Annotated in this window: 15 protein-coding genes, 1 tRNA gene and 4 pseudogenes; 12 read left to right on the top strand and 8 right to left on the bottom strand. The window is 69.6% G+C overall.

Annotated elements, in window-relative coordinates:
• Positions 1-138 precede the first annotated feature (138 nt).
• The 6 genes and pseudogenes from DPM13_RS11645 to DPM13_RS11615 all read right to left on the bottom strand — a co-directional run bounded on the left by DPM13_RS11645 (position 139) and on the right by DPM13_RS11615 (position 7945).
• Complete coding sequence (locus DPM13_RS11645; protein ID WP_223251977.1) at positions 139-687, bottom strand: dihydroneopterin aldolase; 549 nt, start codon at positions 685-687, stop codon at positions 139-141.
• A 69-nt stretch (positions 688-756) separates the two neighbouring features.
• A complete protein-coding gene (locus DPM13_RS11640; RefSeq protein WP_317616304.1) occupies positions 757-1236 on the bottom strand; it encodes a cell wall hydrolase in 480 nt (159 codons plus the stop codon).
• Between the two features lie 280 nt (positions 1237-1516).
• Positions 1517-4067: pseudogene (locus DPM13_RS11635) on the bottom strand (putative PEP-binding protein).
• Positions 4068-4184: 117 nt separating this feature from the next.
• Positions 4185-6512: pseudogene (gene glyS, locus DPM13_RS27035) on the bottom strand (glycine--tRNA ligase subunit beta).
• Positions 6512-6982 carry a DUF6446 family protein gene (locus tag DPM13_RS11620; RefSeq protein ID WP_080621803.1) on the bottom strand — a complete coding sequence of 157 codons (471 nt, stop codon included), beginning with the start codon at positions 6980-6982 and terminating at the stop codon, positions 6512-6514. Before DPM13_RS11620 ends, glyS begins: the two are co-directional and overlap by 1 nt.
• Positions 6983-7945 (bottom strand): glycine--tRNA ligase subunit alpha, encoded by a 963-nt coding sequence (locus DPM13_RS11615; RefSeq protein ID WP_080621802.1) that lies wholly within the window; start codon positions 7943-7945, stop codon positions 6983-6985.
• A gap of 84 nt (positions 7946-8029) precedes the next feature.
• Between DPM13_RS11615 and DPM13_RS23225 the strand changes: the two genes are divergently transcribed.
• Both DPM13_RS23225 and DPM13_RS23220 read left to right on the top strand, forming a co-directional pair.
• Entirely contained in the window at positions 8030-8605 is a 576-nt protein-coding gene (locus DPM13_RS23225) for a hypothetical protein (protein ID WP_223251975.1), read from the top strand.
• 94 nt (positions 8606-8699) lie between these two features.
• Complete coding sequence (locus DPM13_RS23220; RefSeq protein ID WP_223251974.1) at positions 8700-9503, top strand: peptidoglycan-binding domain-containing protein; 804 nt, start codon at positions 8700-8702, stop codon at positions 9501-9503.
• A gap of 6 nt (positions 9504-9509) precedes the next feature.
• Here DPM13_RS23220 and DPM13_RS11605 read toward each other — a convergent pair whose 3' ends face one another.
• Positions 9510-10958 (bottom strand): TrkH family potassium uptake protein, encoded by a 1449-nt coding sequence (locus DPM13_RS11605; protein ID WP_112888066.1) that lies wholly within the window; start codon positions 10956-10958, stop codon positions 9510-9512.
• Positions 10959-11061: 103 nt separating this feature from the next.
• Between DPM13_RS11605 and DPM13_RS11600 the strand changes: the two genes are divergently transcribed.
• The 3 genes from DPM13_RS11600 to truA all read left to right on the top strand — a co-directional run bounded on the left by DPM13_RS11600 (position 11062) and on the right by truA (position 13062).
• Positions 11062-11135 (top strand) — tRNA-Gly (locus tag DPM13_RS11600).
• Between the two features lie 188 nt (positions 11136-11323).
• Positions 11324-12286, top strand: a complete 963-nt coding sequence (locus DPM13_RS11595) for a 5-bromo-4-chloroindolyl phosphate hydrolysis family protein (RefSeq protein ID WP_112888065.1) — start codon at positions 11324-11326, stop codon at positions 12284-12286.
• Positions 12286-13062, top strand: a complete 777-nt coding sequence (truA, locus tag DPM13_RS11590) for a tRNA pseudouridine(38-40) synthase TruA (protein WP_112888064.1) — start codon at positions 12286-12288, stop codon at positions 13060-13062. Before DPM13_RS11595 ends, truA begins: the two co-directional genes overlap by 1 nt.
• Positions 13063-13069: 7 nt before the next feature.
• On the opposite strand, the gene DPM13_RS11585 is transcribed toward truA, so the two are convergent.
• Positions 13070-13942 (bottom strand): sugar transferase, encoded by an 873-nt coding sequence (locus tag DPM13_RS11585; RefSeq protein WP_028719931.1) that lies wholly within the window; start codon positions 13940-13942, stop codon positions 13070-13072.
• A gap of 160 nt (positions 13943-14102) precedes the next feature.
• Here DPM13_RS11585 and DPM13_RS11580 point away from each other — a divergent pair, with 160 nt between their 5' ends.
• The 7 genes and pseudogenes from DPM13_RS11580 (at position 14103) to DPM13_RS11550 (ending at position 19446) form a co-directional block, all read left to right on the top strand.
• Entirely contained in the window at positions 14103-14558 is a 456-nt protein-coding gene (locus DPM13_RS11580; RefSeq protein WP_028719932.1) for a universal stress protein, read from the top strand.
• On the top strand, positions 14558-15163 hold the full coding sequence (locus DPM13_RS11575) for a CPBP family glutamic-type intramembrane protease (RefSeq protein ID WP_112888063.1): 606 nt from the start codon (positions 14558-14560) through the stop codon (positions 15161-15163). Before DPM13_RS11580 ends, DPM13_RS11575 begins: the two co-directional genes overlap by 1 nt.
• Before the next feature lie 74 nt (positions 15164-15237).
• A complete protein-coding gene (locus DPM13_RS11570) occupies positions 15238-15792 on the top strand; it encodes a NifU family protein (protein WP_028719934.1) in 555 nt (184 codons plus the stop codon).
• Complete coding sequence (tsaB, locus tag DPM13_RS11565) at positions 15785-16381, top strand: tRNA (adenosine(37)-N6)-threonylcarbamoyltransferase complex dimerization subunit type 1 TsaB (protein WP_112888062.1); 597 nt, start codon at positions 15785-15787, stop codon at positions 16379-16381. The genes DPM13_RS11570 and tsaB overlap by 8 nt, the downstream gene beginning before the upstream one ends.
• Entirely contained in the window at positions 16378-16779 is a 402-nt protein-coding gene (locus DPM13_RS11560) for a GNAT family N-acetyltransferase (RefSeq protein WP_080621795.1), read from the top strand. Before tsaB ends, DPM13_RS11560 begins: the two co-directional genes overlap by 4 nt.
• A gap of 81 nt (positions 16780-16860) precedes the next feature.
• Positions 16861-17846, top strand: a pseudogene (locus tag DPM13_RS11555) (BMP family lipoprotein).
• Positions 17846-19446: pseudogene (locus DPM13_RS11550) on the top strand (ABC transporter ATP-binding protein). The pseudogenes DPM13_RS11555 and DPM13_RS11550 overlap by 1 nt, the downstream one beginning before the upstream one ends.
• The last annotated feature ends 48 nt before the right edge of the window (positions 19447-19494 follow it).

Here is a 19494-nt window from a genome sequence, read left to right as displayed (position 1 = left end):
CTCTGCGCCAGCCACAGCGCCAGGGCCGTGGGCTCGGGCGCAGGTCGGGCACGTCGCGCGCCATGCGCGCGGGGGCCCAGACGACGGCGCGCGCCTCGGCGGCAGCCCAGTCAAGCTCGGTCCGGCTGTCGGCGACGGTCAGGCCCAGACGGCCGGCCAGCGCCCAGGCGGCCTGGTCCAGCGCCAGCAGCGCGACTCGCGCGCGTGGCCGCCCTGGGGCAGCGGCAGGCGGGGGGCGTCGGGCACCAGCGCCACCGCCCCCGGCGGCAAGTCCCTGTCGACGCCGTGAAAGACCACCCGGATCGGCGCCTTGGCCGGTTCGGCGGCCACCCGCGCCCGGTTGCGCACCAGCGTCACGCCCAGCGCCCCCGGCACGCGGTCCAGCTTTTCCACCGTCACCGCGACCTCGGCCGCGCCGGGATGCGCCAGGATCAGGGCCGCGATCTGTTCGGCCAGGGTTTCCAGCAGGTCATAGCGGCGATCCGCCAGCCCCGCCGATACCGCCCCCGTCAGGATGTCATAGCTGAGGATGCGGTCGACCTCGTCCCCGGCGCCGGCGACCGGGCTGGCCAACGCCACGTCGATGTTGAAGCGCAGACGCTGGTTCAGGCCGCGTTCCGTCTGGAAGGCGCCGATTTCGGTCGAGACGATGTAATCGCGCAGGTGGATGCGGTCGGGCTGGTCCATGCGCCTTCTCATCGACGAAAAACGGCCCCGCCGCAAGGACGGGACCGCAGGTGGCATGGCAGGATTGCGTCAGTTCGACGCCAGCCGGCGGTCCGAGCGATAGAACACGTGGCTGCCGATGCGCGCCGTCCGTTCGAACTTGCGCGACCACGACGGCTTGACCGCCCGGGTGTGGAAATAGGTCGCGCCATCGGTCAGGTTGCGCGGCGCGCCCGACAGTGCGGCCTGGGCGATCTGCTGGGCGCGGGCAAAGGCGCCGCGTTCGCGAATGCGGGTCTTCTTATAGGTGAACTGACCGCTCTGGTTCACGACGCCGCAGACGCTTTTCGGGAACCGGGGATGATCCACGCGGTTGAGAATGACCTCGGCCACCGCGCGCTGGCCTTGAGCGCCCTCGCCGCGGGCTTCGAAATACAGCGCCTCGGACAGGCACTGCAGGTCGCGGGTCGAGATGCTTGCCGCCGGCGTGGCGGCCAGGCGCTTGGTCTTTTGCTGGGCTTGCGCGCCCTGGCGTTGGGCTTGGGTGTCCGCGAAGGCAGGGGCGGCCACGACTGAAGAAAGCGCGACGGCAACACACAAGGCAACGCGCGCCAGCCATGACTGAGGTGTCGGCATGTTTGTCCTGTTACTGGGTTCCGGTCACTGTCCGGTCGGTTTCGTCATCGGACCGCTGCGGGCCCTTTCTGGCGCCAATGGGCCGAAACCGGATGCGCCGATCTACCCCACATCTTGGTGAAAGGGGAAAAAAGCCGCTAAATCGAGGATTTTAGCGGAAACCTGCCGACGCCGAAAAGGTTAACGGGCGGGTTCCAGCCAAAAGGTCGCCTGCTTACGACTTGGTGATCGGCTCGTTTCGGGCCGCTTCGCGGGCCATCAGAATCGATTCCTGCGCCGCGGCAAGGCGCGCCACCGGCACCCGGAAGGGCGAGCACGAGACATAGTTCACACCCGCCCGCAGGCAGAAGGCAATTGATTCGGGGTTGCCGCCATGTTCCCCGCAGACCGAGATGGTGATCCCCGGCGCGCGGCTGCGCGCCCGTTCGGTGCCGATGGCGACAAGCTCGCCCACGCCCTCGCAATCCAGGATGTGGAACGGGTCCTCGGCATAGACGCCCTGCCCGACATAGGTGCCCATGAAGCGGCCGGCATCGTCGGCGATAGGCATAGGTCATCGTGCGTCATCGTCGTGCCGAAGGACAGAGGCCGCTGTCGGCGAAATCGCCCGCCCGCTGGCGGCACTCAGTGGCTGCGCCATACAACCAGGCGATAGGTGAAGTCCTTGCGCGTCTCGTTCCTGACGGCGGCGGCGACGGCGTCGATGCGGTTCTTGACCAGTTCGACCTGCGCGCCGGGCACTGACCAGGGGGATCATGATTTCCGGCACCACCGGCGCGCCGTTGCGGCTGGCCAGGATCGTCGCCTCGAAGATGGCGCGGGCCTGCATGTCATAGATCTCGGGGACGGTGATGCCCAGCCGCACGCCGCGCATCCCCAGCATCGGATTGAATTCGCTGAGCGCCTCGACCCGCCGGGTCACGTCCGACAGCGGCAGGTCCAGCGATTCGGCCAGTTCGCGCATCCCTTCGCGGTCGTGGGGCAGGAATTCGTGCAGCGGCGGGTCGAACAGGCGGATGGTGACGGGCAGCCCGGCCATGATCTCGAACAGCGCGGCAAAGTCGCTGCGCTGCATCGGCAGCAGGCGCTCCAGCGACAGGCGGCGATCCTCGGGCTTGTCGGCAAAGATCATCTCGCGCATGGCGGGCAGGCGCTCGTCGTCGAAGAACATGTGTTCGGTGCGGCAAAGCCCGATGCCCTGCGCGTTGAAGGTGCGGGCGGTGCGGGCGTCCTCGGGCGTGTCGGCATTGGCCCGGACCTTGATCCGGCAGTGGTCGTCCGCCCAGTCCAGAAGCTGGGTGAAGCTGTCGTCCAGCGCCGGCTCCAGCATCTCGGCCGCGCCGGCCAGCACCTCGCCCGAGGTGCCGTCGATGGTGATCTCCTCGCCCTCGTGCAGGATGCGGGGGCCGACCTGCAGGGTGCGGGCGCGGGTGTCGATGCTGATGCCGCTGGCGCCCACGATGCAGGGCAGCCCCAGGCCGCGCGCGATGACGGCCGCGTGGCTGGTCATGCCGCCGCGTTCGGTCAGGACCGCGACCGAGGCGTGCATACCCCGGATGTCCTCGGGGACCGTTTCGCGCCGGACCAGGACCGCGCGTTCGCCCCGCGCCTCGGCGGCCTGGGCGGCGGCGGCGGTGAAAACGATGCGGCCGGTGGCAGCGCCGGGACTGGCGTTGATGCCCCGCGCCAGGATGTCGCGCGGCGCACGCGGATCGACTTGGTGATGCAAGAGGTCCGAGAGCGCCCGCGGCTCGACCCGCATCACCGCCTCGGCCGGGGGGATGATGCCGTCGCGGGCAAGCGCCGTGGCGATGCGCACGCTGGCGCGCGAATTGCGCGCCACCCGCGTCGCGTCGATGATCGACAGCCGCCCGTCGGTCACGACGAATTCGATCTGCATCTCCTCGCGCAGGCGTTCGCGGGCGGCGACGCCGAACCGGACCAGGTCGGCAAAGACCTCGGGCGCGGCTTCCTCGAAGCTGGGGCCGCGCGGGTCGCGGGTCAGATACAGCGTCTCGGCCCCGGCGCCGCGGGTACGGCCCTGGCTTTGGCCGCGAAAGCGCCCGGTGATGCGGGGGGTGCCGGTCACGCTGTCGATGAACTGGATCGTGCCCGAGCCGGTGACGCCCGGCCCCATGGCCAGCGCCATGTCCTGCACGACCAGCCCAAGCGGCGCGATGGGGGGCGCGCCCTTGGCCTGGCGCAGCAGCCGCGCGGTCGGCCCGTCCCAGGCGCGCGCCATGCTGCGCAGCACCTCGGCCAATTGGCGGGCGGGATCCTGGGGGAATTCCTCGTCCGTCTCGGCCTCATAGGCGCGCAGGGCGGCGGCAAGCCCGCCTTCGCTGTCCGAGAACATGTCCGGGTCCAGCCGCGCGACGTGGATGGCATAGGCCTGCACGAAGCCCAGATACAGCGCATCGGCCGCCGCCTGGCCGTGGCTTTCGACCAGCCGGCGGTGCAGCGCGTCGTTGATGCCCACGTTCAGGACCGTCCCCGGCCCGCCCCAGGCCGGATCGACCGCCGAGGGCCGCACGCTGACCAGCCCGTTCGCGCGCTCGACCATCGCTGCCAGGTAGGATCGCTCCGGCATCTGCCCGGCCGCGATGGCGCGCACCGCGTCGGCCGACCGCGCAAAGCTGGTCGGCCCGGCGGTCCATTCGCACCAGCCGTTGCAGGCATTTCGCGCGCCAGCCGTGGCGCGCCGTCGAAACCCCCGCCGAGGGGGTGATTTCGATGATGGCGTCGGATTCAAACAGGGCGGTCATGATCGCGTCACCTTAGGCGCGCGCCGGGACATGCTGCAAGCGCGGAAACGAGGGGCAGCGCCGGACCGGGGGCGCCGCCCCCGGACCCCCCGGGGTATTTGCCCAACGGTGAGCGGCTCAGCCCTCGATCTTGCCGAAATCGGCGATCAGGCGGCCGGCCTCGCGGATGCGAGACAAGAGGTTCAGGCGGTTGCGGCGCAGGACCTGGTTGTCGGTGTTGATCTGCACCGCCTCGAAGAAGGCGTCGATCGGCGCGCGCAGCGTGGCGATGCCCTGGGTCGCGGCCTGGAAGTCCTCGAGCCGCACGGCCTCGCGGATCGCGGGCTCGGCCTTGTCGAGGGCGGCGAAGAGGGCGCGTTCCTGATCGGTTTCCGCGAACTTCGGATCGGCGCCGAAGCTGTATTCGACGCCGTCCTTGTCCTCGGCCTGGGCGAGGATGTTGCCGGCGCGTTTCAGGCCTTGCAGCAGGTTGGTGCCGTCCTCGGTCTTCAAGACGTCGTTCAGGGCGGTGGCGCGGTTGACCAGGAGCACGAGGTCGTCATTGCCGGGCATACTGAGAACGGCGTCGATGATGTCGTGGCGGATGCCTTGGTCGCGGAGGTAGACTTTGAGGCGGTCGTGGAGGAAGGCGAGGAGGTCGTTAGGCACGGATGCCAGCCACTCAATTACCTCGTCACGATGAAGTATCGCCGCCGCTTTATATTGGCAGCTTCTTGGCGCCTGTCACCGCAGAAGCGTTTGGCTGTCCAAGTCAAAACCGGCATGTTGTCACAGCCTCTGCTATGACGCATCGCGTGGTCATAACCAAGGGCAGCTAAGGGCTCAAACCTACCTTCGGCTTGGTGCGCACGCTAGATTTCGCCGCAGTTCGATAATGCTCTTGGTTCAAAGCTTTGCCGAGCCTCGGCGATGGTTGGGAACTAGCTTTCGCGATCAATAATTTCCTTGACGAACTTCAACCCGCACCCCATTCCCCAGCACCAGCCGGATCACCCCCAGCGCCGCGCGGCGCAGGGCGAAGGGGTCCTTCGACCCCGTGGGTTTCTCGTCAATCGCCCAGAACCCGGTCAAAGTGTCCAGCTTGTCAGCCAACGCCACCGCCAGCGAAACCGGCGCCGTCGGCACGGCGTCGGACGGCCCAAGCGGCGAGTAGTGGTCGCGGGCGGCGTCGGCGACCTCGGCATCCTTGCCGGCCTCCAGCGCGTAATAGCGGCCCATGGTGCCTTGCAGCTCGGGGAACTCGCCGACCATGGCCGAGCGCAGGTCGAGCTTCGCGATCCTCGCGGCGTCCTCGGCCTGATCCGGGTCGGCCCCGACCAGCGGGGCGATCTCGCGTGCCAGGGCTGCGATGCGCGCCACCCGATCCGCCTGCGATCCCAGCTTGCTCTGAAATGTGACCGATTTCAGCCCCTCGGACCAGGCCGCCATCCCGGCCCGCGCCTCGCGCAGGTCGTTGTCCCAGAAGAAGGCCGCGTCGGACAGACGCGCGGCCAGCACGCGCTGGTTGCCCTTCAGGATGGTGTCGCCGTGGTCCGGGGTCTCGATATTGGCGACCGTCACGAAGCCCTCGATCCGGCCGGTCTTGGGATTGCGGGCCGAGAAGAACTTCTGGTGTTCCTTCATCGAGGTTTGCAGAACCTCGGGCGGCAGGGACAGGAAGCGGTCCTCGATGGCGCCCATCAGGGCCACCGGCCATTCGACCAGACCGGCGACCTCGGACAGCAGCCCCTCGTCCGGAACGATCTCCCAGCCGCGGGCAAAGGCGAGATTCGCGGCCTCTTGCCGGATCGCGGCTTCGCGTTCGTGGCTGTCCAGCATGACCTTGGCGCGGCGCAACTTGGCGGCGTAGTCGTCGAAACCCGAGACGGTGAAGGCACCGGGGGCCATGAAGCGGTGGCCGCGCGTCGTGTTGCCGGCGGCGATGCCCTCGATCTGGAACGGCACCACGGTCGCGCCAGATTCGTCCGAGAGCAGGCAGATGATGGAATGCAGCGGGCGCACCCAGCGCAGGCTGCCCGCGCCCCAGCGCATCGACTTGGGCCAGGGGAAATTGCGGATGGCGGCTTCCAGCACCTCGGCCACGATATCGGACGCCGGGCGGCCGGGCTTCTGGATCACGGCGAACCAGACCTGGCCCTTCTTGTCGTCGCGGGCCTCCAGCTGATCCTTGCTGAGCCCCGTCGAGCGCAGGAAGCCTTGCAGCGCCGCGTCGGGCGCGTCGGTGCGCGGGCCCTTGCGTTCCTCGCGCGTGGTCGGGCTGTGGGCGGTCAGGCCCTCGACCGCCAGCGCCAGCCGGCGCGGGGTCGAGAAGGCGCCGGCCGAGGCATAGGTCAGCCCGGCCTCGACCAGCCCGTCGGTGACGAGTTTCTTCAGGTCCTCGCGGGCACGGGCCTGCATCCGCGCCGGGATTTCCTCCGAGAAAAGCTCGATCAGAAGGTCGGGCATCAGTCCATCACTCCGCGTTCGGGGGTCTTGTCGTTGAATTGCTGCCAGCCGTAGGCGCGCCCGTCGGGATAGACCGCGATCACGCGGTCGACGTCGGGGCGAACCTCGGGCTGGCCAAGATAGGCCTGCGCCGCGCCGGATTTCAGGTCGGCGTCGATCCGGCCGGCGTCGAAGCAGGAAAACCAGCGCGGCCCGATCAGGGGCGTCGGCTGGGAAAAGGGCTCGGCCCCCTCGGGCAGGGCGCCGGTCAGCCGAAAGCAGGCGCGCCAGCGGATGGGCGAGCTGTCGGCGTCGATGGCCTGCACCTCGCGCGCGGCCAGGGGCACGGGCTTGCCCTGGGCCATCACGGTCAGCGTCACGCCGGCCGGGTCCAGCCGGTCGTAAAAGCCGTATTCCTGCGCATACCAGACGCCCACGCCCGCAGCGACTGCGGCGCAGATCAGGACCAGCGCGGGAATGCGGCCGTTCATTCAGGCCCCTGCCGGAAAGGCGGGCAGCGCCTCGCCCGTCGCGGCCGAGGTGGTCACGAACAGGTCGGCGCAGCGTTTCGCCAGCGCGCGGACGCGGCCGATATAGGCCTGACGCTCGGTGACCGAGATCACGCCGCGCGCGTCCAGAAGGTTGAACAGGTGGCTGGCCTTGATCGCCTGGTCATAGGCCGGATGCGCCATCGGGATCGTGCGGCCGGCGGCGTCGGTCTCGGACGCGGTCAGGATGCGGTCGCATTCCGCCTCGGCGTCCTTGAAGTGCTGCAGCAGCGTGTCGGTATCGGCCTGGTCGAAGTTCCAGCGCGAATATTCCCGCTCGGCCTGGCGGAAGATGTCGCCATAGCTCAGCGGAATGGGGCTTTCGGGATGGTTGAAGGGCATGTCCATGACATGCTCGACCCCCAGCACATACATGGCCAGCCGTTCCAGCCCATAGGTCAGCTCGCCCGAGACCGGCTTGCAGTCATGCCCGCCGACCTGCTGGAAATAGGTGAACTGGCTGACTTCCATGCCGTCGCACCAGACCTCCCAGCCCAGGCCCCAGGCGCCCAGCGTCGGGCTTTCCCAGTCGTCCTCGACGAAGCGCACGTCGTGGATCATCGGGTCCAGGCCGATGGCCTTGAGGCTGCCCAGATACAGGTCCTGCAGGTTCGCAGGGCTGGGCTTGATGATGACCTGGTACTGGTAATAGTGCTGCAGCCGGTTCGGGTTCTCGCCATAGCGGCCGTCGGTCGGGCGGCGCGAGGGCTGGACATAGGCCGCAGCCCAAGGCCGCGCGCCAAGGCTGCGCAGCGTGGTCGCCGGGTGGAAGGTGCCCGCGCCCACCTCCATGTCATAGGGTTGCAGAACGGCGCAGCCCTGCCCCGCCCAATAGGACTGCAGCCGCAGGATCACGTCCTGAAAGCAGACGGGTTTCGCCGTCTGATTGTCCTGGGGGCTGGTCATCGCTGCATCCTTCGGCATAACTGGCAGGAAATGTCTGCCGCCTTCTAGGCAGAGGGCGGCGCAGGGTCAATGAGAGGGACACGGATGCGGCGCTTTGCTTTCGTCTTGGGTGCGGCGCTGCCGCTGGTCGGCGCGGCGCCAGGCGCATGGGCCGAGGATGTGGTGATCCGCATCGAGGCCAAGCGCGGCGCGGACGCGGCCCAGGCGGCCGCCCAAGGCTGGGCGACGCAGTTTCCCGACGTGGTGACGTTCCCGGCCGGCGACAACTGGGTGGCGATCGCGCTGGGTCCGATGCCCCGGGCCGAGGCCGAGACCCGGCTGGAGCAGTTGAAGACCGAGCGCAAAGTGCCGGGCGACAGCTTCCTGTCGGCCGCCGAAGGCCGCGCCCTGACGCCCCTGGCGGGAGCCTCGGCCGCGACCCCGGCCCCGGCCGAGGCGCCGGCGGCGGGCAGCCCCTCGACCTTGCCGCAGGACGCGGCGCCCGCGACCGGCGCAGCAGCCGTCGGCATGGCCGAGCCGGTGCTGGGCGACCTGGCAGGAGAAGACGCGCCCGCGGCCCCTGCGGCCTTGCCCGCTGCCGCCGAACCGGCCGCAGCCGAGCCTGCCCCGCCGCCCGAACAGTTCTTCATCCGCATCGCTTCCACCACCAGACCGAGCTGAAGGACCGAAAGATGCTGGCCAAATGGCGCGAGACCCTGCCCGATGCCGCGCTGTGGTCCCTGCCAAACGGCCGCCTGGCCGTGGCCTTCGGCCGATGGACGAAGTCACGGGCAAGGCCTGGCTGCGCGCCCTGCGCAACGCCGACGCCGTGACGCGCGACGCCTATCTGACCGAGGGCGACAAGCTGGGCGAGATCGCGGTCATCGGCGCCAAGCCCGACCTGGGGCCGCCGCCCGGCCCCGATGCCGCGCCCGTGCCCATGCCGCCGCTTGAGGAAATCCAGCGCGCCCTGCGGTGGGCCGGGCATTACGACGGCCCCATCGACGGCAAGGACGGGCCGATGACGCAAAAGGCCATCGCCGAGGAAATCGTGCGGCTGCGCGCCTCGCCCGACACCGCGACGGCCATGGCCGAGCTGATCCGCCGGCGCGAGGCCTGGCGGGCCGAGATCGGTCTGACGCAGCTGCGCGACGACCACACCGGGCTGGAACTGCCCGCGCCGATGGACAGGCTGCAGTTCGACCGCTCGGAACGGACGCTGTCGATCTATGGGCCCAAGGACGGGTCCGGCGCGGCGCTGATCCTGTTCAGCCAGCCCGGCGGGCAGCAGGAGATGCTGGACCTGGCCGGCCTCGTCACCGCGCTTGGCTGGGTGCCCAGTCCCGAGCGCCGGGTGGAACGCGGCGCCGTCACCCTGCACGGGCGGAACGACACCCATATCGGCCATGCCGAGGGCCGGGTCGTCGACGGCATGGTGCAGGGCTTCGTCCTGACTGGCCCGCCCAGGACCCCGAGGAGGCGTCCGCCGCTGAGCGCCGAGATCGCCGACAGCCTGATGCGCTTTGCCCCCGGCGCCACCGTAGCCGCGCCCGGCGCCGGCGACCCGGCGGCGAACTGACCCCCTTCAGGCGCGCCAGAACCGGGGCATCAGAATGACCAGCACGGTCAGCAGCTCCAGCCGGCCGACATACATGCCCAGGCTCATCAGCCATTTGGCGGCGGTCGGGATGTCCCTGACCGCGCCGTTCGGGCTAAGCTCGGGCCCCCAGATCACGCCCACGTTGGCGATGGCCGTCCAGGCCCCGGTCAGCGCGGTGCGGGGATGCAGCCCGGTCATCGCCAGCCCCACGATCAGCAGGCCGAAGGTCAGCATGAACAGGGTAAAGAAGGCCATGACCGAATCCACCACGTCCTCGTCCAGCGGGCGGCTGTCGTAAAGCAGCGGAAAGATGCGGTGCGGCGACTGCATCCGGCGCAGCTGCGTCTTGACCGCCTGGATCAGCACCAGATAGCGGAATACCTTGACCGAGCAGGATGTCGAGCCGGTGCAGCCCCCGATCAGCCCGACGATCACCAGGATCACAAAGGGGAAATGCCCCCAAAGCTGTACGTCGGTCGAGGCAAAGCCCGTCCCCGAGAAGGTCGAGATGACGTTGAACGTCGTCTCGCGCAGGACATGAAGCGGGTCCTTGGCGTCCAGCCACAGCAGCCGATAGACCACGATGGCCGTGATGGCATAGGCCGTCCAGCGCAGATAGGCCCGCACCTGGATGTCGCGCCACAAGGGCTGGGCCGAGCCCCGGATCAGCTGCACCATGCGGATGAAGGGCAGCGAGGCCAGGATCATGAAGAACGAGGCCGCATATTCCGCCGGCCCGATGAAGGGCGCGAAGCTGCTGTCGTAGTTTGAAAAGCCGCCCGTCGAGCAGGTCGACAGCGCCAGCACCAGCGCGTCGAACCCGGTCATGCCCAGCAGGATATAGACCACCATGCAGGTGCAGGTCAGCGCGAAATAGACGGCCGTCGTCTCGCGCGCGATGTCGAAGGCGCGGGGCAGGATCTTGCCCAGCGTGTCGAAGCCCTCGGACTTGAAGAACTGCATGCCGCCGACCTTCATCACCGGCAGGAAGATCATGGCGACGACGATGATCCCCAAGCCCCCCGCCCAGTTCAGGAAGGCGCGCCACAGGTTCGTGCCCTTGGGCAGATGGTCCAGCCCGACGAAGGCGGTGGTGCCGGTCGTGGTCAGGCCCGACATCGCCTCGAAATAGGCGTCGGTGAAGCTGGCATGCGGCGCGCCGATCATGAAGGGCACGGCCCCCGCCGCCGGCAGCACCGCCCAGATCGCGGCGGTCATCAGGAAGGCCTGCTCCATGGTCAGGGTGCGGTCCACGTCCCGGGTGGACAGCGTGATGAAGGCGCCGGCCAGCGCAGTCAGGATCGCCGATTCCAGAAAGCTCTTCCAATGCGGATCGCCCGCCCACCAATCGACGACAGCCGGCAGCATCATCGCCGCCCCCAGCGTGATGACCAGCCTGCCGATCGTATTGGCCACGGGACGAACGTCGATCATGGACCTTGCTTGCCGTGCGCCCCCGCCGCCGTCAAGCTGGCGGCAGGGGGACGGCGCACGACGCTTGCAAGCCTGTGTCCGCTTGCCTATAGAAAGCCCTGACGCGGGTGTAGCTCAATGGTAGAGCAGCAGCCTTCCAAGCTGAATACGTGGGTTCACTCCGCATCACCCGCTCCATTTCCCTTCCCTGTTCGACCGGCCTGCCCGGCCCGGCCTTTTGTTCGGGCCGGGGCCGTCCTATATGCTGGCAGGCGAACGACTGGCCGCGAAAGGAAACCCATGTCCCGCAAAGCGACACAGCGCCTGTCCTTTTTCCTGCTGATGGGGCTGGTGCTTTACGCCTCGTTCGGGGGCGCGGGCTGATCATGGCGAAACGCTACACGGGCCCCCATTCGCCGCAGGCCCGGCCGGACGACCGCCGCCCCCTGCCCCGCCCGCGCGACCTGCGCCATCCGCTGGAATCGCGCACCCGCTGGATCACCCTCATGGGGATCCCGTTCCTGCTGAGCGCCTTCTGGCAGGGGCCGCTGGGCCTTGCCGCGCATCTTGCGGCCTTCGGCGGGCTGGCGCTGGGGATGGCCCTGACGCGCGAAGGGCTGCGGGCCGAGGCGGCCTATGACGCCCGCGCCGTCGCCCGCCGCCCCGCCTGGCCGCGCAAGCTGTTCGGCGGCATCCTGACCGGCGTGGCGCTGGGCGTGGGGTCCTGGGTGCCGGGCGCCGAGCTTGGCGCCGCCGTCATCGGCGTCGCGGGCGGCGTGCTGCACTGGCTGGCCTTTGGCCCCGACCCGATGCGCGACAAGGGGATGGAGGGCATCGACAGCGTCCAGCAGGACCGCGCCCACCGCATCATCGCCGAAGGCGAGGCGCATCTGAAGGCCATGCAGGACGCGATCCTGCGCACCGGCGACCGCCGGCTGGACTCCCGGGTCGCCATGTTCGCGGCCACCGCGCGCGACCTGTTCCAGCGCATCGAACAGGACCCGGGCGACATCGCCGCGACCCGGCGCTACATGGGCGTCTATCTGCAGGGCGCCCGCGATGCGACGGTGAAGTTCGCCGACCTTTATGCCCAGACCCGCGACCCGCGCGCGCGCCAGGATTACGAAACCCTGCTGGGCGACCTGGAATCGCAGTTCGCCGCCCGCACCCGCAAGCTGGTCGAGGGCGACCGCGCCGACCTGGATATCGAGATCAGCGTGCTGCGCGACCGGCTGGCCCGCGAAGGCGTGCGGCCCCCTGCCCCGGCCGAGTCCTCCGAGCCGGCCGAACTCGAGCGGCCGATGACGCTCGACGACCTGCTGATCCCGCGCGAGCCGACGAGACGCTGATGCCGCGTTTTGCCTTGCTGATCGACTATGACGGCACGCCCTTTGCCGGCTGGCAGGCGCAGGCCGAACAGCCCAGTGTGCAGGGCGCGATCGAGGCGGCGCTGGCCCGGCTGGACCCGGGCTTTGCCCAGGGCGCGCGCATCGCGGCCGCCGGCCGCACCGACGCGGGGGTCCACGCCACCGGGCAGGTCGCCCATGCCGACCTCGCCCGCGACTGGGACCCGTTCCGCCTGTCCGAGGCGCTGAACTGGCACCTGAAGCCCGCCCCTGTCGCCATCCTGGCCGCCGCGCGCGTGGACGAGGATTTCCATGCCCGATTCTCGGCCCAGGAGCGGCGCTACAGCTTTCGCCTGGTCGCCCGGCGCGCGCCGGTCACGCATGACCGGGGCCGGGTCTGGCAGGTGCTGAGCCCGCTGGATCTGGAGGCCATGCGCGCGGGCGCGGCGCATCTGCTGGGCCGCCACGACTTCACCACCTTCCGGTCGACCATGTGTCAGTCGAAAAGCCCGGTGAAGACGCTGGACGCCATCAGGATCGAGGAGTTTCCCATTCCGCGGGGCCACGAATACCGCTTTCACCTGCGGGCCCGGTCCTTCCTGCACAACCAGGTGCGGTCCATCGTCGGCACGCTGGAACGGGTGGGGGCGGGCGCCTGGCACCCCGACCGCGTGGCCGAGGCCCTGGCGGCGCGCGACCGCGCGGCCTGCGGCCCGGTCTGCCCGCCGCAGGGACTTTACCTGACCGGCGTGGGCTATCCCGCCGATCCCTTCGCCTGAGGAGAGGTTATTCCGCAGGGATGCGGTTGGCCTCGAGCGGGCTTGGCGCCACGACCGCACGGGGCGGGATCACCAGCGCATGCGCCTTGGCGGCGGTGGCATTGGCCTTGGGCGACGCCGGCACTTTTCCCGACGGCGCCCGGCGGCGACCGCGCCCCTGCCAGTTCGGGATCAGCACGGTCATGATGGTGTGCCAGATGATCCACAGGTCCACGCGCAGGTTGCGCCGGCGCTGATAGATCATGTCCAGCCGCAGCTTGGTCGGCAGGCAGCGCCGGTAATAGGCGGCCTCGGTCGCCTCGGCGGTGGTGCAGCGCGCCATGATGCGGTCTTCGTGGGCGTGATAGATCATCGTCGCAAGGCCGGTGACGCCCGGCCGGTCCTGCAGCACCACGGCGTAAAGCGCGGGGAACCGCTCGACATATTCGCGCAGCGGCGGGCGCGGTCCGACAAAGCTCATGTCGCCGCGCAGGATGTTGAACAGCTGCGGCAGTTCGTCGATGCGCGTGCGCCGCAGGAAACGCCCGACCCGGGTGATGCGCCAGTGCTTGTGCGCACCCGTCGCCCCCGAATCGCCGTCCTGGCGCAGCATGGTGCGGAACTTGAGCAGCTTGAACTGTTCCCCCGGGGCGCGCATGCGCGGCGCGACGTAGAACAGCGGCCTGCCCTGCATCAGCAGCAGCACCGCCGCCACCACCACCATCACCACCGACAGCGGCACCAGCAGCACCAGCGCCAGCACGATGTCGAAGACCCGCTTGCCCGGCGTCATGCCGATCCGGCCCGAATCCGGTTCGCGGGCGATCCAGGCAAGCTCGAACCCGGGGACCGAAGCGAGGTCACGGCGGTCGGCTTTGTCCCAATCCTGGTGAATGGTCACAATGGGATTCCCGCGCTTTTGCCTGTGTGCCTTGTTTTTTGCCCTAGCATAGCGGGGCGAAAATGGGAACGAACGCAAGGGGCAAAGCGCAACGGACTTGCGCGACCGTGTCCTTTCGGCCAGTCTTTGCCCATCATCCTTGCAGCCGGTCGCCTGAAACATGCGGAAATCCCTGGTCGTTCTGGACGACACCCGCGAATGTCTGAACGCCATCCGCTTTGCCGCCATGCGCGCGGCCAAGACGGGCGGCGGGGTGCAGGTGCTGGCCGTCATCCCCGCCTCGGAAATCCAGCATGGCATGGGCGTGGCCGAGGTCATGCGGGCCGAGGCCTATGAACGCATCCAGGCCCATTTCGAGGTCTTTGCCAAATGGATGCGCGACCGCCCCGGGGTCGAGCCCGAGCTGGTCATCCGCGAGGGCGAGCCCGCGACCGAGCTTCTGGCCCAGATCGGCGACGACCCGGAAATCGGCATCGTGGTGCTGGCCGCCTCGGCCGACAGTTCGGGGCCGGGGCCGCTGGTCACGCGCCTGATGCGCGAGGTGGCGACGCTGCCCTGCCCCATCACCATCGTGCCGGGCGACATCTCGCGCGAGCGGCTGGAAAAGATCACCTGATGGACCGCCGACTGGGCTGGATCGCGCTGGCGCTGATCCCGCCCATGGCCGGGCTGTTCCACCTGCTGTCGCTGACCCGGCATCCGTTGACGGGCTATCTGATCGGGATGGGCGTCTACTGGCTGCTGCTGATCGCGGCGCTGGTCTGGCGCGGGCGCTGGCCCTGGCGCATCGGCAGGCCGGCACGCTGGACGGTCCTGGGTTTCGCGGCGCTGCTGGGGCTTGCCCTGTGGATGGGGCGGGACTGCCTGGACCGGCTTTCCCCGCTGGTCATGGCGGCGGTCGTCGCCTCGGCGCTGCTGAACGGCTTTCTCGAGGAAGGGTTCTGGCGCGGCGCGCTGATCCCAGGCCTGGGCCGGGGCGACTGGGGCCGCGCGCTGGCGCCGCTGGGGCTGTTCGTGCTGTGGCACCTGGCGCCGATGGCGGGACAGGCGCGCATCGCCCATGCCTGCAACAACGTGAACATGCTGCTGGCCGCGGCCCTGCTGGCCGTGCCCGCGATGGGGGCGCGGCTCAGTTCCGGCAGCGCGGGCGCGGGTGCCCTGGGCCACGCGGCGCTGAACCTGGCGGTCTTCTGGATCATCGCCGCCCACCCTCCGGCTTAAGGGGCCGCGGCGCGGGGCTCTCCCTTGACTTGCCCCCCCTCGGGTCCCCATATCCCCGGCAAAGGAGTGCCTCCATGTTCATCCAGACCGAAACCACCCCGAACCCCGCCACGCTGAAGTTCCTTCCGGGCGAAACCGTTCTGGGCAGCGGGACCGCCGATTTCACCGAGGCCGGCACCGCCGCCGCCAGCCCGCTGGCGCGCCGCATCTTTGCCGTGCCGGGCGTCACGGGGGTTTTCCTGGGCTCGGACTTCGTGACCGTCACCAAGGCCGACAGCGCCGTCTGGGACCACCTCAAGCCGTCGGTCCTGGGCGCGATCATGGAACATTACCAGTCCGGGGCCCCGGCGATCGAGGGCGTGGCCCAAAGCGCCCATAACGATCAGGCCGGTCCCGACGCCGGCATCGTCGAGCAGATCAAGGAACTGCTGGACACCCGCGTACGCCCGGCCGTGGCCCAGGACGGCGGCGACATCACCTTTCACGGCTTCGACCGCGGTGTGGTCTATCTGCACATGCAGGGCGCCTGCGCCGGCTGCCCGTCCTCGACCCTGACGCTGAAGATGGGGATCGAGAACCTGCTGCGCCACTATATCCCCGAAGTGACCGAGGTCCGGCCCGTTGGCTGACGGCCTGGCCCTGGGGTTCGACACATCGGCCGCGCATTGCGCGGCCGCTTTGGTCAGCGGCACCCGCATCCTGGCCGCCCGGCACGAGGACATGGCCAAGGGCCAGGCCGAGCGGCTGTTCCCGTTGCTGGCCGAACTGCTGGCCGAGGCGGGCGTGGACTGGCGCGACCTGTCGGTCGTGGGCGTCGGCACCGGCCCGGGCAATTTCACCGGCGTCCGCATCGCGGTGGCCGCCGCGCGCGGCCTGGCGCTGTCGCTGCGCATCCCCGCCGTGGGTGTCAGCGCAACCGAGGCCGCCGCCCTGGACCTGCCGCGCCCCTGCCGCGTCGCCCTGCCCGCCCGCGCGGGCGAGGTGATCTGGCAGGACTTCGGGCCCAGGGACGCCGCTGACCGGCCGGCGCAGGGGCCGCTGCACATGCTGCCGCCCGGGCCCCCGATCCTGCTGCAGCGCCACCCGCCGGCGGTGGCCATCGCCCGCATCGCCCTGGCCCGGCGCGACCAGCCCGGCCTGCCCCGGCCCGCGCCGATCTATCTGCGCCCCGCCGATGCCGCCCCCGCGCGCGACCGGGGGCCGGTCATCCTGGCATGACCCCCGCAGCCCTGGCCGCACTGCATGCGCGCTGCTTTGCCGCCCACCCCCGCCCCTGGTCCGCGACCGAGATCGAGGGGCTGCTGGACAGCCCGCCGAATTTCCTGATCGACCTGCCGCAAGGCTTCCTGATCGGCCGCGCCGTCGCCGACGAGGCCGAGCTTCTGACCCTGGCCGTCGCCCCCGAGACCCGCCGCCAGGGACTGGCGCGCGCGCTGCTGGCCGGGTTTTACGCAAGGTCGCGCGAGCGCGGCGCCGGACGCGCCTTTCTTGAGGTGGCGTCCGACAATCCGGCCGCGCTTGCGCTTTACCGCAGCGAGGGCTGGGCCGAGGCGGGACGGCGGCGGGGTTATTACGCGCCCGGCATCGACGCGATCCTGATGGACCGGGCGCTGTAGCCGGTTGACGGACCAGGGCCCATGCGCCCTAATCCCCTGGATCCCGGGCTGAATCGCCCGCAACAGGTTGAGGTTCGAACAATGTCCCTGATGAAATCGCTGCTGGCCAGCGCCTGCCTGACCCTGATGCCGCTGGGGGCACTGGCCGATCCGGCGCTGATCTTCGACCTGGGCGGGAAATTCGACAAATCCTTCAACGAGGCGGCCTATAACGGCGCCGAACGCTGGAAGGCCGAGACGGGCGGCAGCTACAAGGAACTGGAGATGCAGTCCGAGGCGATGCGCGAACAGGCGCTGCGCCGGCTGTCCGAAACCGGGGCCAATCCCATCGTGATGACCGGCTTTGCCTTTGGCGAGGTGCTGTCCAAGGTCGCGCCCGACTATCCCGACACGAAATTCGTCATCATCGACGCCAGCGTGGACCAGCCCAACGTGCAGTCGATCGAGTTCTCCGAGGAGCAGGGCTCGTATCTGGCGGGGGTGATGGCGGCCAAGGCCTCGAAATCGGGCACCGTCGGCTTTATCGGAGGCATGGACATTCCGCTGATCCACAAGTTCGAATGCGGCTATGCCCAGGGCTTCAAGGCCGCGCGGCCCGACGGCACGCTGATCGTGAACTATGCCGGCACCACGCCCGCAGCCTGGAACGATCCGGTCAAGGGCGGCGAGCTGGTCAAGGCGCGATCTCGCAGGGGGCGGACGTGATCTATGCCGCGGCGGGCGCGACCGGCATCGGCGTGCTGCAGGCGGCGGCCGACGGCGGCATCCTGTCGATCGGCGTGGACAGCAACCAGAACGCGCTGCATCCGGGCAAGGTGCTGACCTCGATGGTCAAGGGCGTGGACAACGCGGTCTACGAGGCGTTCAAGGCCGGCGCCGACCTCGCCCCCGGGCGCAAGCTGATGGACCTGGCCTCGGGCGGGGTGTCGGTGGCGATGGACGACAACAACAAGCCCCTGGTCACGCCCGAGATGACCGAGGCTGTCGAGGCCGCCAGCAAGGGCATCGTCGACGGCTCGATCGCGGTGCACGACTACATGACCGACAACACCTGCCCGGTGCAGTGATGGCGGCGCCGGAGCCCCCGGCCATCGAACTCCGGGGGATTTCCAAGGCCTTCGGCCCGGTTCAGGCGAACAAGGGCATCGACCTCAGCGTGCCGCGCGGCACCATCCACGGCATGATCGGCGAGAACGGCGCCGGAAAATCGACGCTGATGTCGATCCTTTACGGGTTCTATCGCCCAGACGCGGGCGAGATCCTGATCGGCGGCAAGCCCGTCGCCATCGCCGACAGCCAGGCGGCGATACGCGCGGGCATCGGCATGGTGTTCCAGCATTTCAAGCTGGTCCAGAATTTCACCGTGCTGGAAAACGTCATCCTGGGGGCCGAGGACGGCGCCCTGCTGCGCCCCTCGCTGGCGCGGGCGCGCGGCGAATTGCAGCGGCTGGCGCGGGAATACGAACTGCAGGTCGATCCCGACGCGCTGGTCGAGGACCTGTCGGTCGGCCACCAGCAGCGGGTCGAGATCCTGAAGGCGCTGTATCGCCAGGCCGACATCCTGATCCTGGACGAGCCCACGGGCGTCCTGACGCCGGCCGAGGCCGACCACCTGTTCCGCATCCTGCGGGGCCTGCGGGACGAGGGCAAGACCATCATCCTGATCACCCACAAGCTGCGCGAGATCATGGAGATCACCGACAATGTCAGCGTGATGCGGCGCGGCGAGATGGTGGCCTCGGCCGGCCGCCGAGACGAGCCCGGCCGCGCTGGCCGAGCTGATGGTCGGGCGCAAGGTGCTGCTGCGCGTCGACAAGGCCCCGCCCGCCCCGGCGCGCCCGTGCTGGAGGTGCGCGGCCTGCGCATGGTCGATGCCCAGGGCGTCGAGCGGCTGCGCGGCATCGACCTGACCATCCGCGCCGGCGAGATCCTGGGGCTGGCCGGCGTCGCCGGCAATGGCCAGACCCAGCTGCTGGAGATCCTCGGCGGCTATCCCGAAGCCGGCGCGCGGCTTTCGGGCGAGGTCCGGCTGAACGGCCGGGTGCTGCCGCTGGCGGGGTCGGACGCGCGCGCGCGGCGGCACGCCGGCATCGGCCATGTCCCCGAGGACCGCCAGGCCGAGGGGTTGATCCTGGAGTTCTCGGCCTGGGAAAACGTGGCCTTCGGCTATCACGACGCGCCGGAATACAACCGGGGCTGGCTGATGGACGAGGCCGCGATCCGCGCCGATGCGCAGGGCAAGATCAAGCGCTTCGACGTGCGCCCGCCCGACCCGGACCTGGCGGCGCGAACTTCTCGGGCGGGAACCAGCAGAAGATCGTCGTCGCGCGCGAGGTCGAGCGCGACCCCGACCTGCTGCTGATCGGGCAGCCCACCCGCGGCGTCGACATCGGCGCCATCGAATTCATCCACAAGCGCATCGTGGCGCTGCGCGACGCGGGCCGGGCGGTGCTGCTGGTCTCGGTCGAGCTGGACGAGATCCTGGCGCTGTCGGATCGCATCGCGGTGATGTTCGACGGCCGCATCATGGGCGAGCGCCGGCCGGACGAGGCCACGACCGGCGATCTGGGCTGCCTGATGGCGGGCGTCGATCCCGCGGTGGTGCCACCCGAAGCCGCGATCCCGCCGGCGGCCGCGCCCGGCGCCGCACCCGAGGGGGTCGCCTGATGCGCGGTCGCACGCCTCCGGCGGGGGTATTTGGAAAACGGCGAAAGC

It is taken from the genome of Paracoccus mutanolyticus (genome assembly GCF_003285265.1).
Lineage (GTDB): Bacteria > Pseudomonadota > Alphaproteobacteria > Rhodobacterales > Rhodobacteraceae > Paracoccus > Paracoccus yeei.
This window is presented reverse-complemented; position numbering and strand designations above follow the sequence as displayed.

Excerpts from the sequence above, each read along its gene's own strand:
- DPM13_RS11645 (WP_223251977.1), bottom strand. The coding sequence starts at position 687 with ATGGACCAGCCCGACCGCATCCACCTGCGCGATTACATCGTCTCGACC.
- DPM13_RS11620 (WP_080621803.1), bottom strand. The coding sequence starts at position 6,982 with ATGAACGGCCGCATTCCCGCGCTGGTCCTGATCTGCGCCGCAGTCGCT.
- DPM13_RS11615 (WP_080621802.1), bottom strand. The coding sequence starts at position 7,945 with ATGACCAGCCCCCAGGACAATCAGACGGCGAAACCCGTCTGCTTTCAG.
- DPM13_RS23225 (WP_223251975.1), top strand. The coding sequence starts at position 8,030 with ATGCGGCGCTTTGCTTTCGTCTTGGGTGCGGCGCTGCCGCTGGTCGGC.
- DPM13_RS23220 (WP_223251974.1), top strand. The coding sequence starts at position 8,700 with ATGGACGAAGTCACGGGCAAGGCCTGGCTGCGCGCCCTGCGCAACGCC.
- DPM13_RS11605 (WP_112888066.1), bottom strand. The coding sequence starts at position 10,958 with ATGATCGACGTTCGTCCCGTGGCCAATACGATCGGCAGGCTGGTCATC.
- DPM13_RS11595 (WP_112888065.1), top strand. The coding sequence starts at position 11,324 with ATGGCGAAACGCTACACGGGCCCCCATTCGCCGCAGGCCCGGCCGGAC.
- truA (WP_112888064.1), top strand. The coding sequence starts at position 12,286 with ATGCCGCGTTTTGCCTTGCTGATCGACTATGACGGCACGCCCTTTGCC.
- DPM13_RS11580 (WP_028719932.1), top strand. The coding sequence starts at position 14,103 with ATGCGGAAATCCCTGGTCGTTCTGGACGACACCCGCGAATGTCTGAAC.
- DPM13_RS11575 (WP_112888063.1), top strand. The coding sequence starts at position 14,558 with ATGGACCGCCGACTGGGCTGGATCGCGCTGGCGCTGATCCCGCCCATG.
- DPM13_RS11570 (WP_028719934.1), top strand. The coding sequence starts at position 15,238 with ATGTTCATCCAGACCGAAACCACCCCGAACCCCGCCACGCTGAAGTTC.
- DPM13_RS11560 (WP_080621795.1), top strand. The coding sequence starts at position 16,378 with ATGACCCCCGCAGCCCTGGCCGCACTGCATGCGCGCTGCTTTGCCGCC.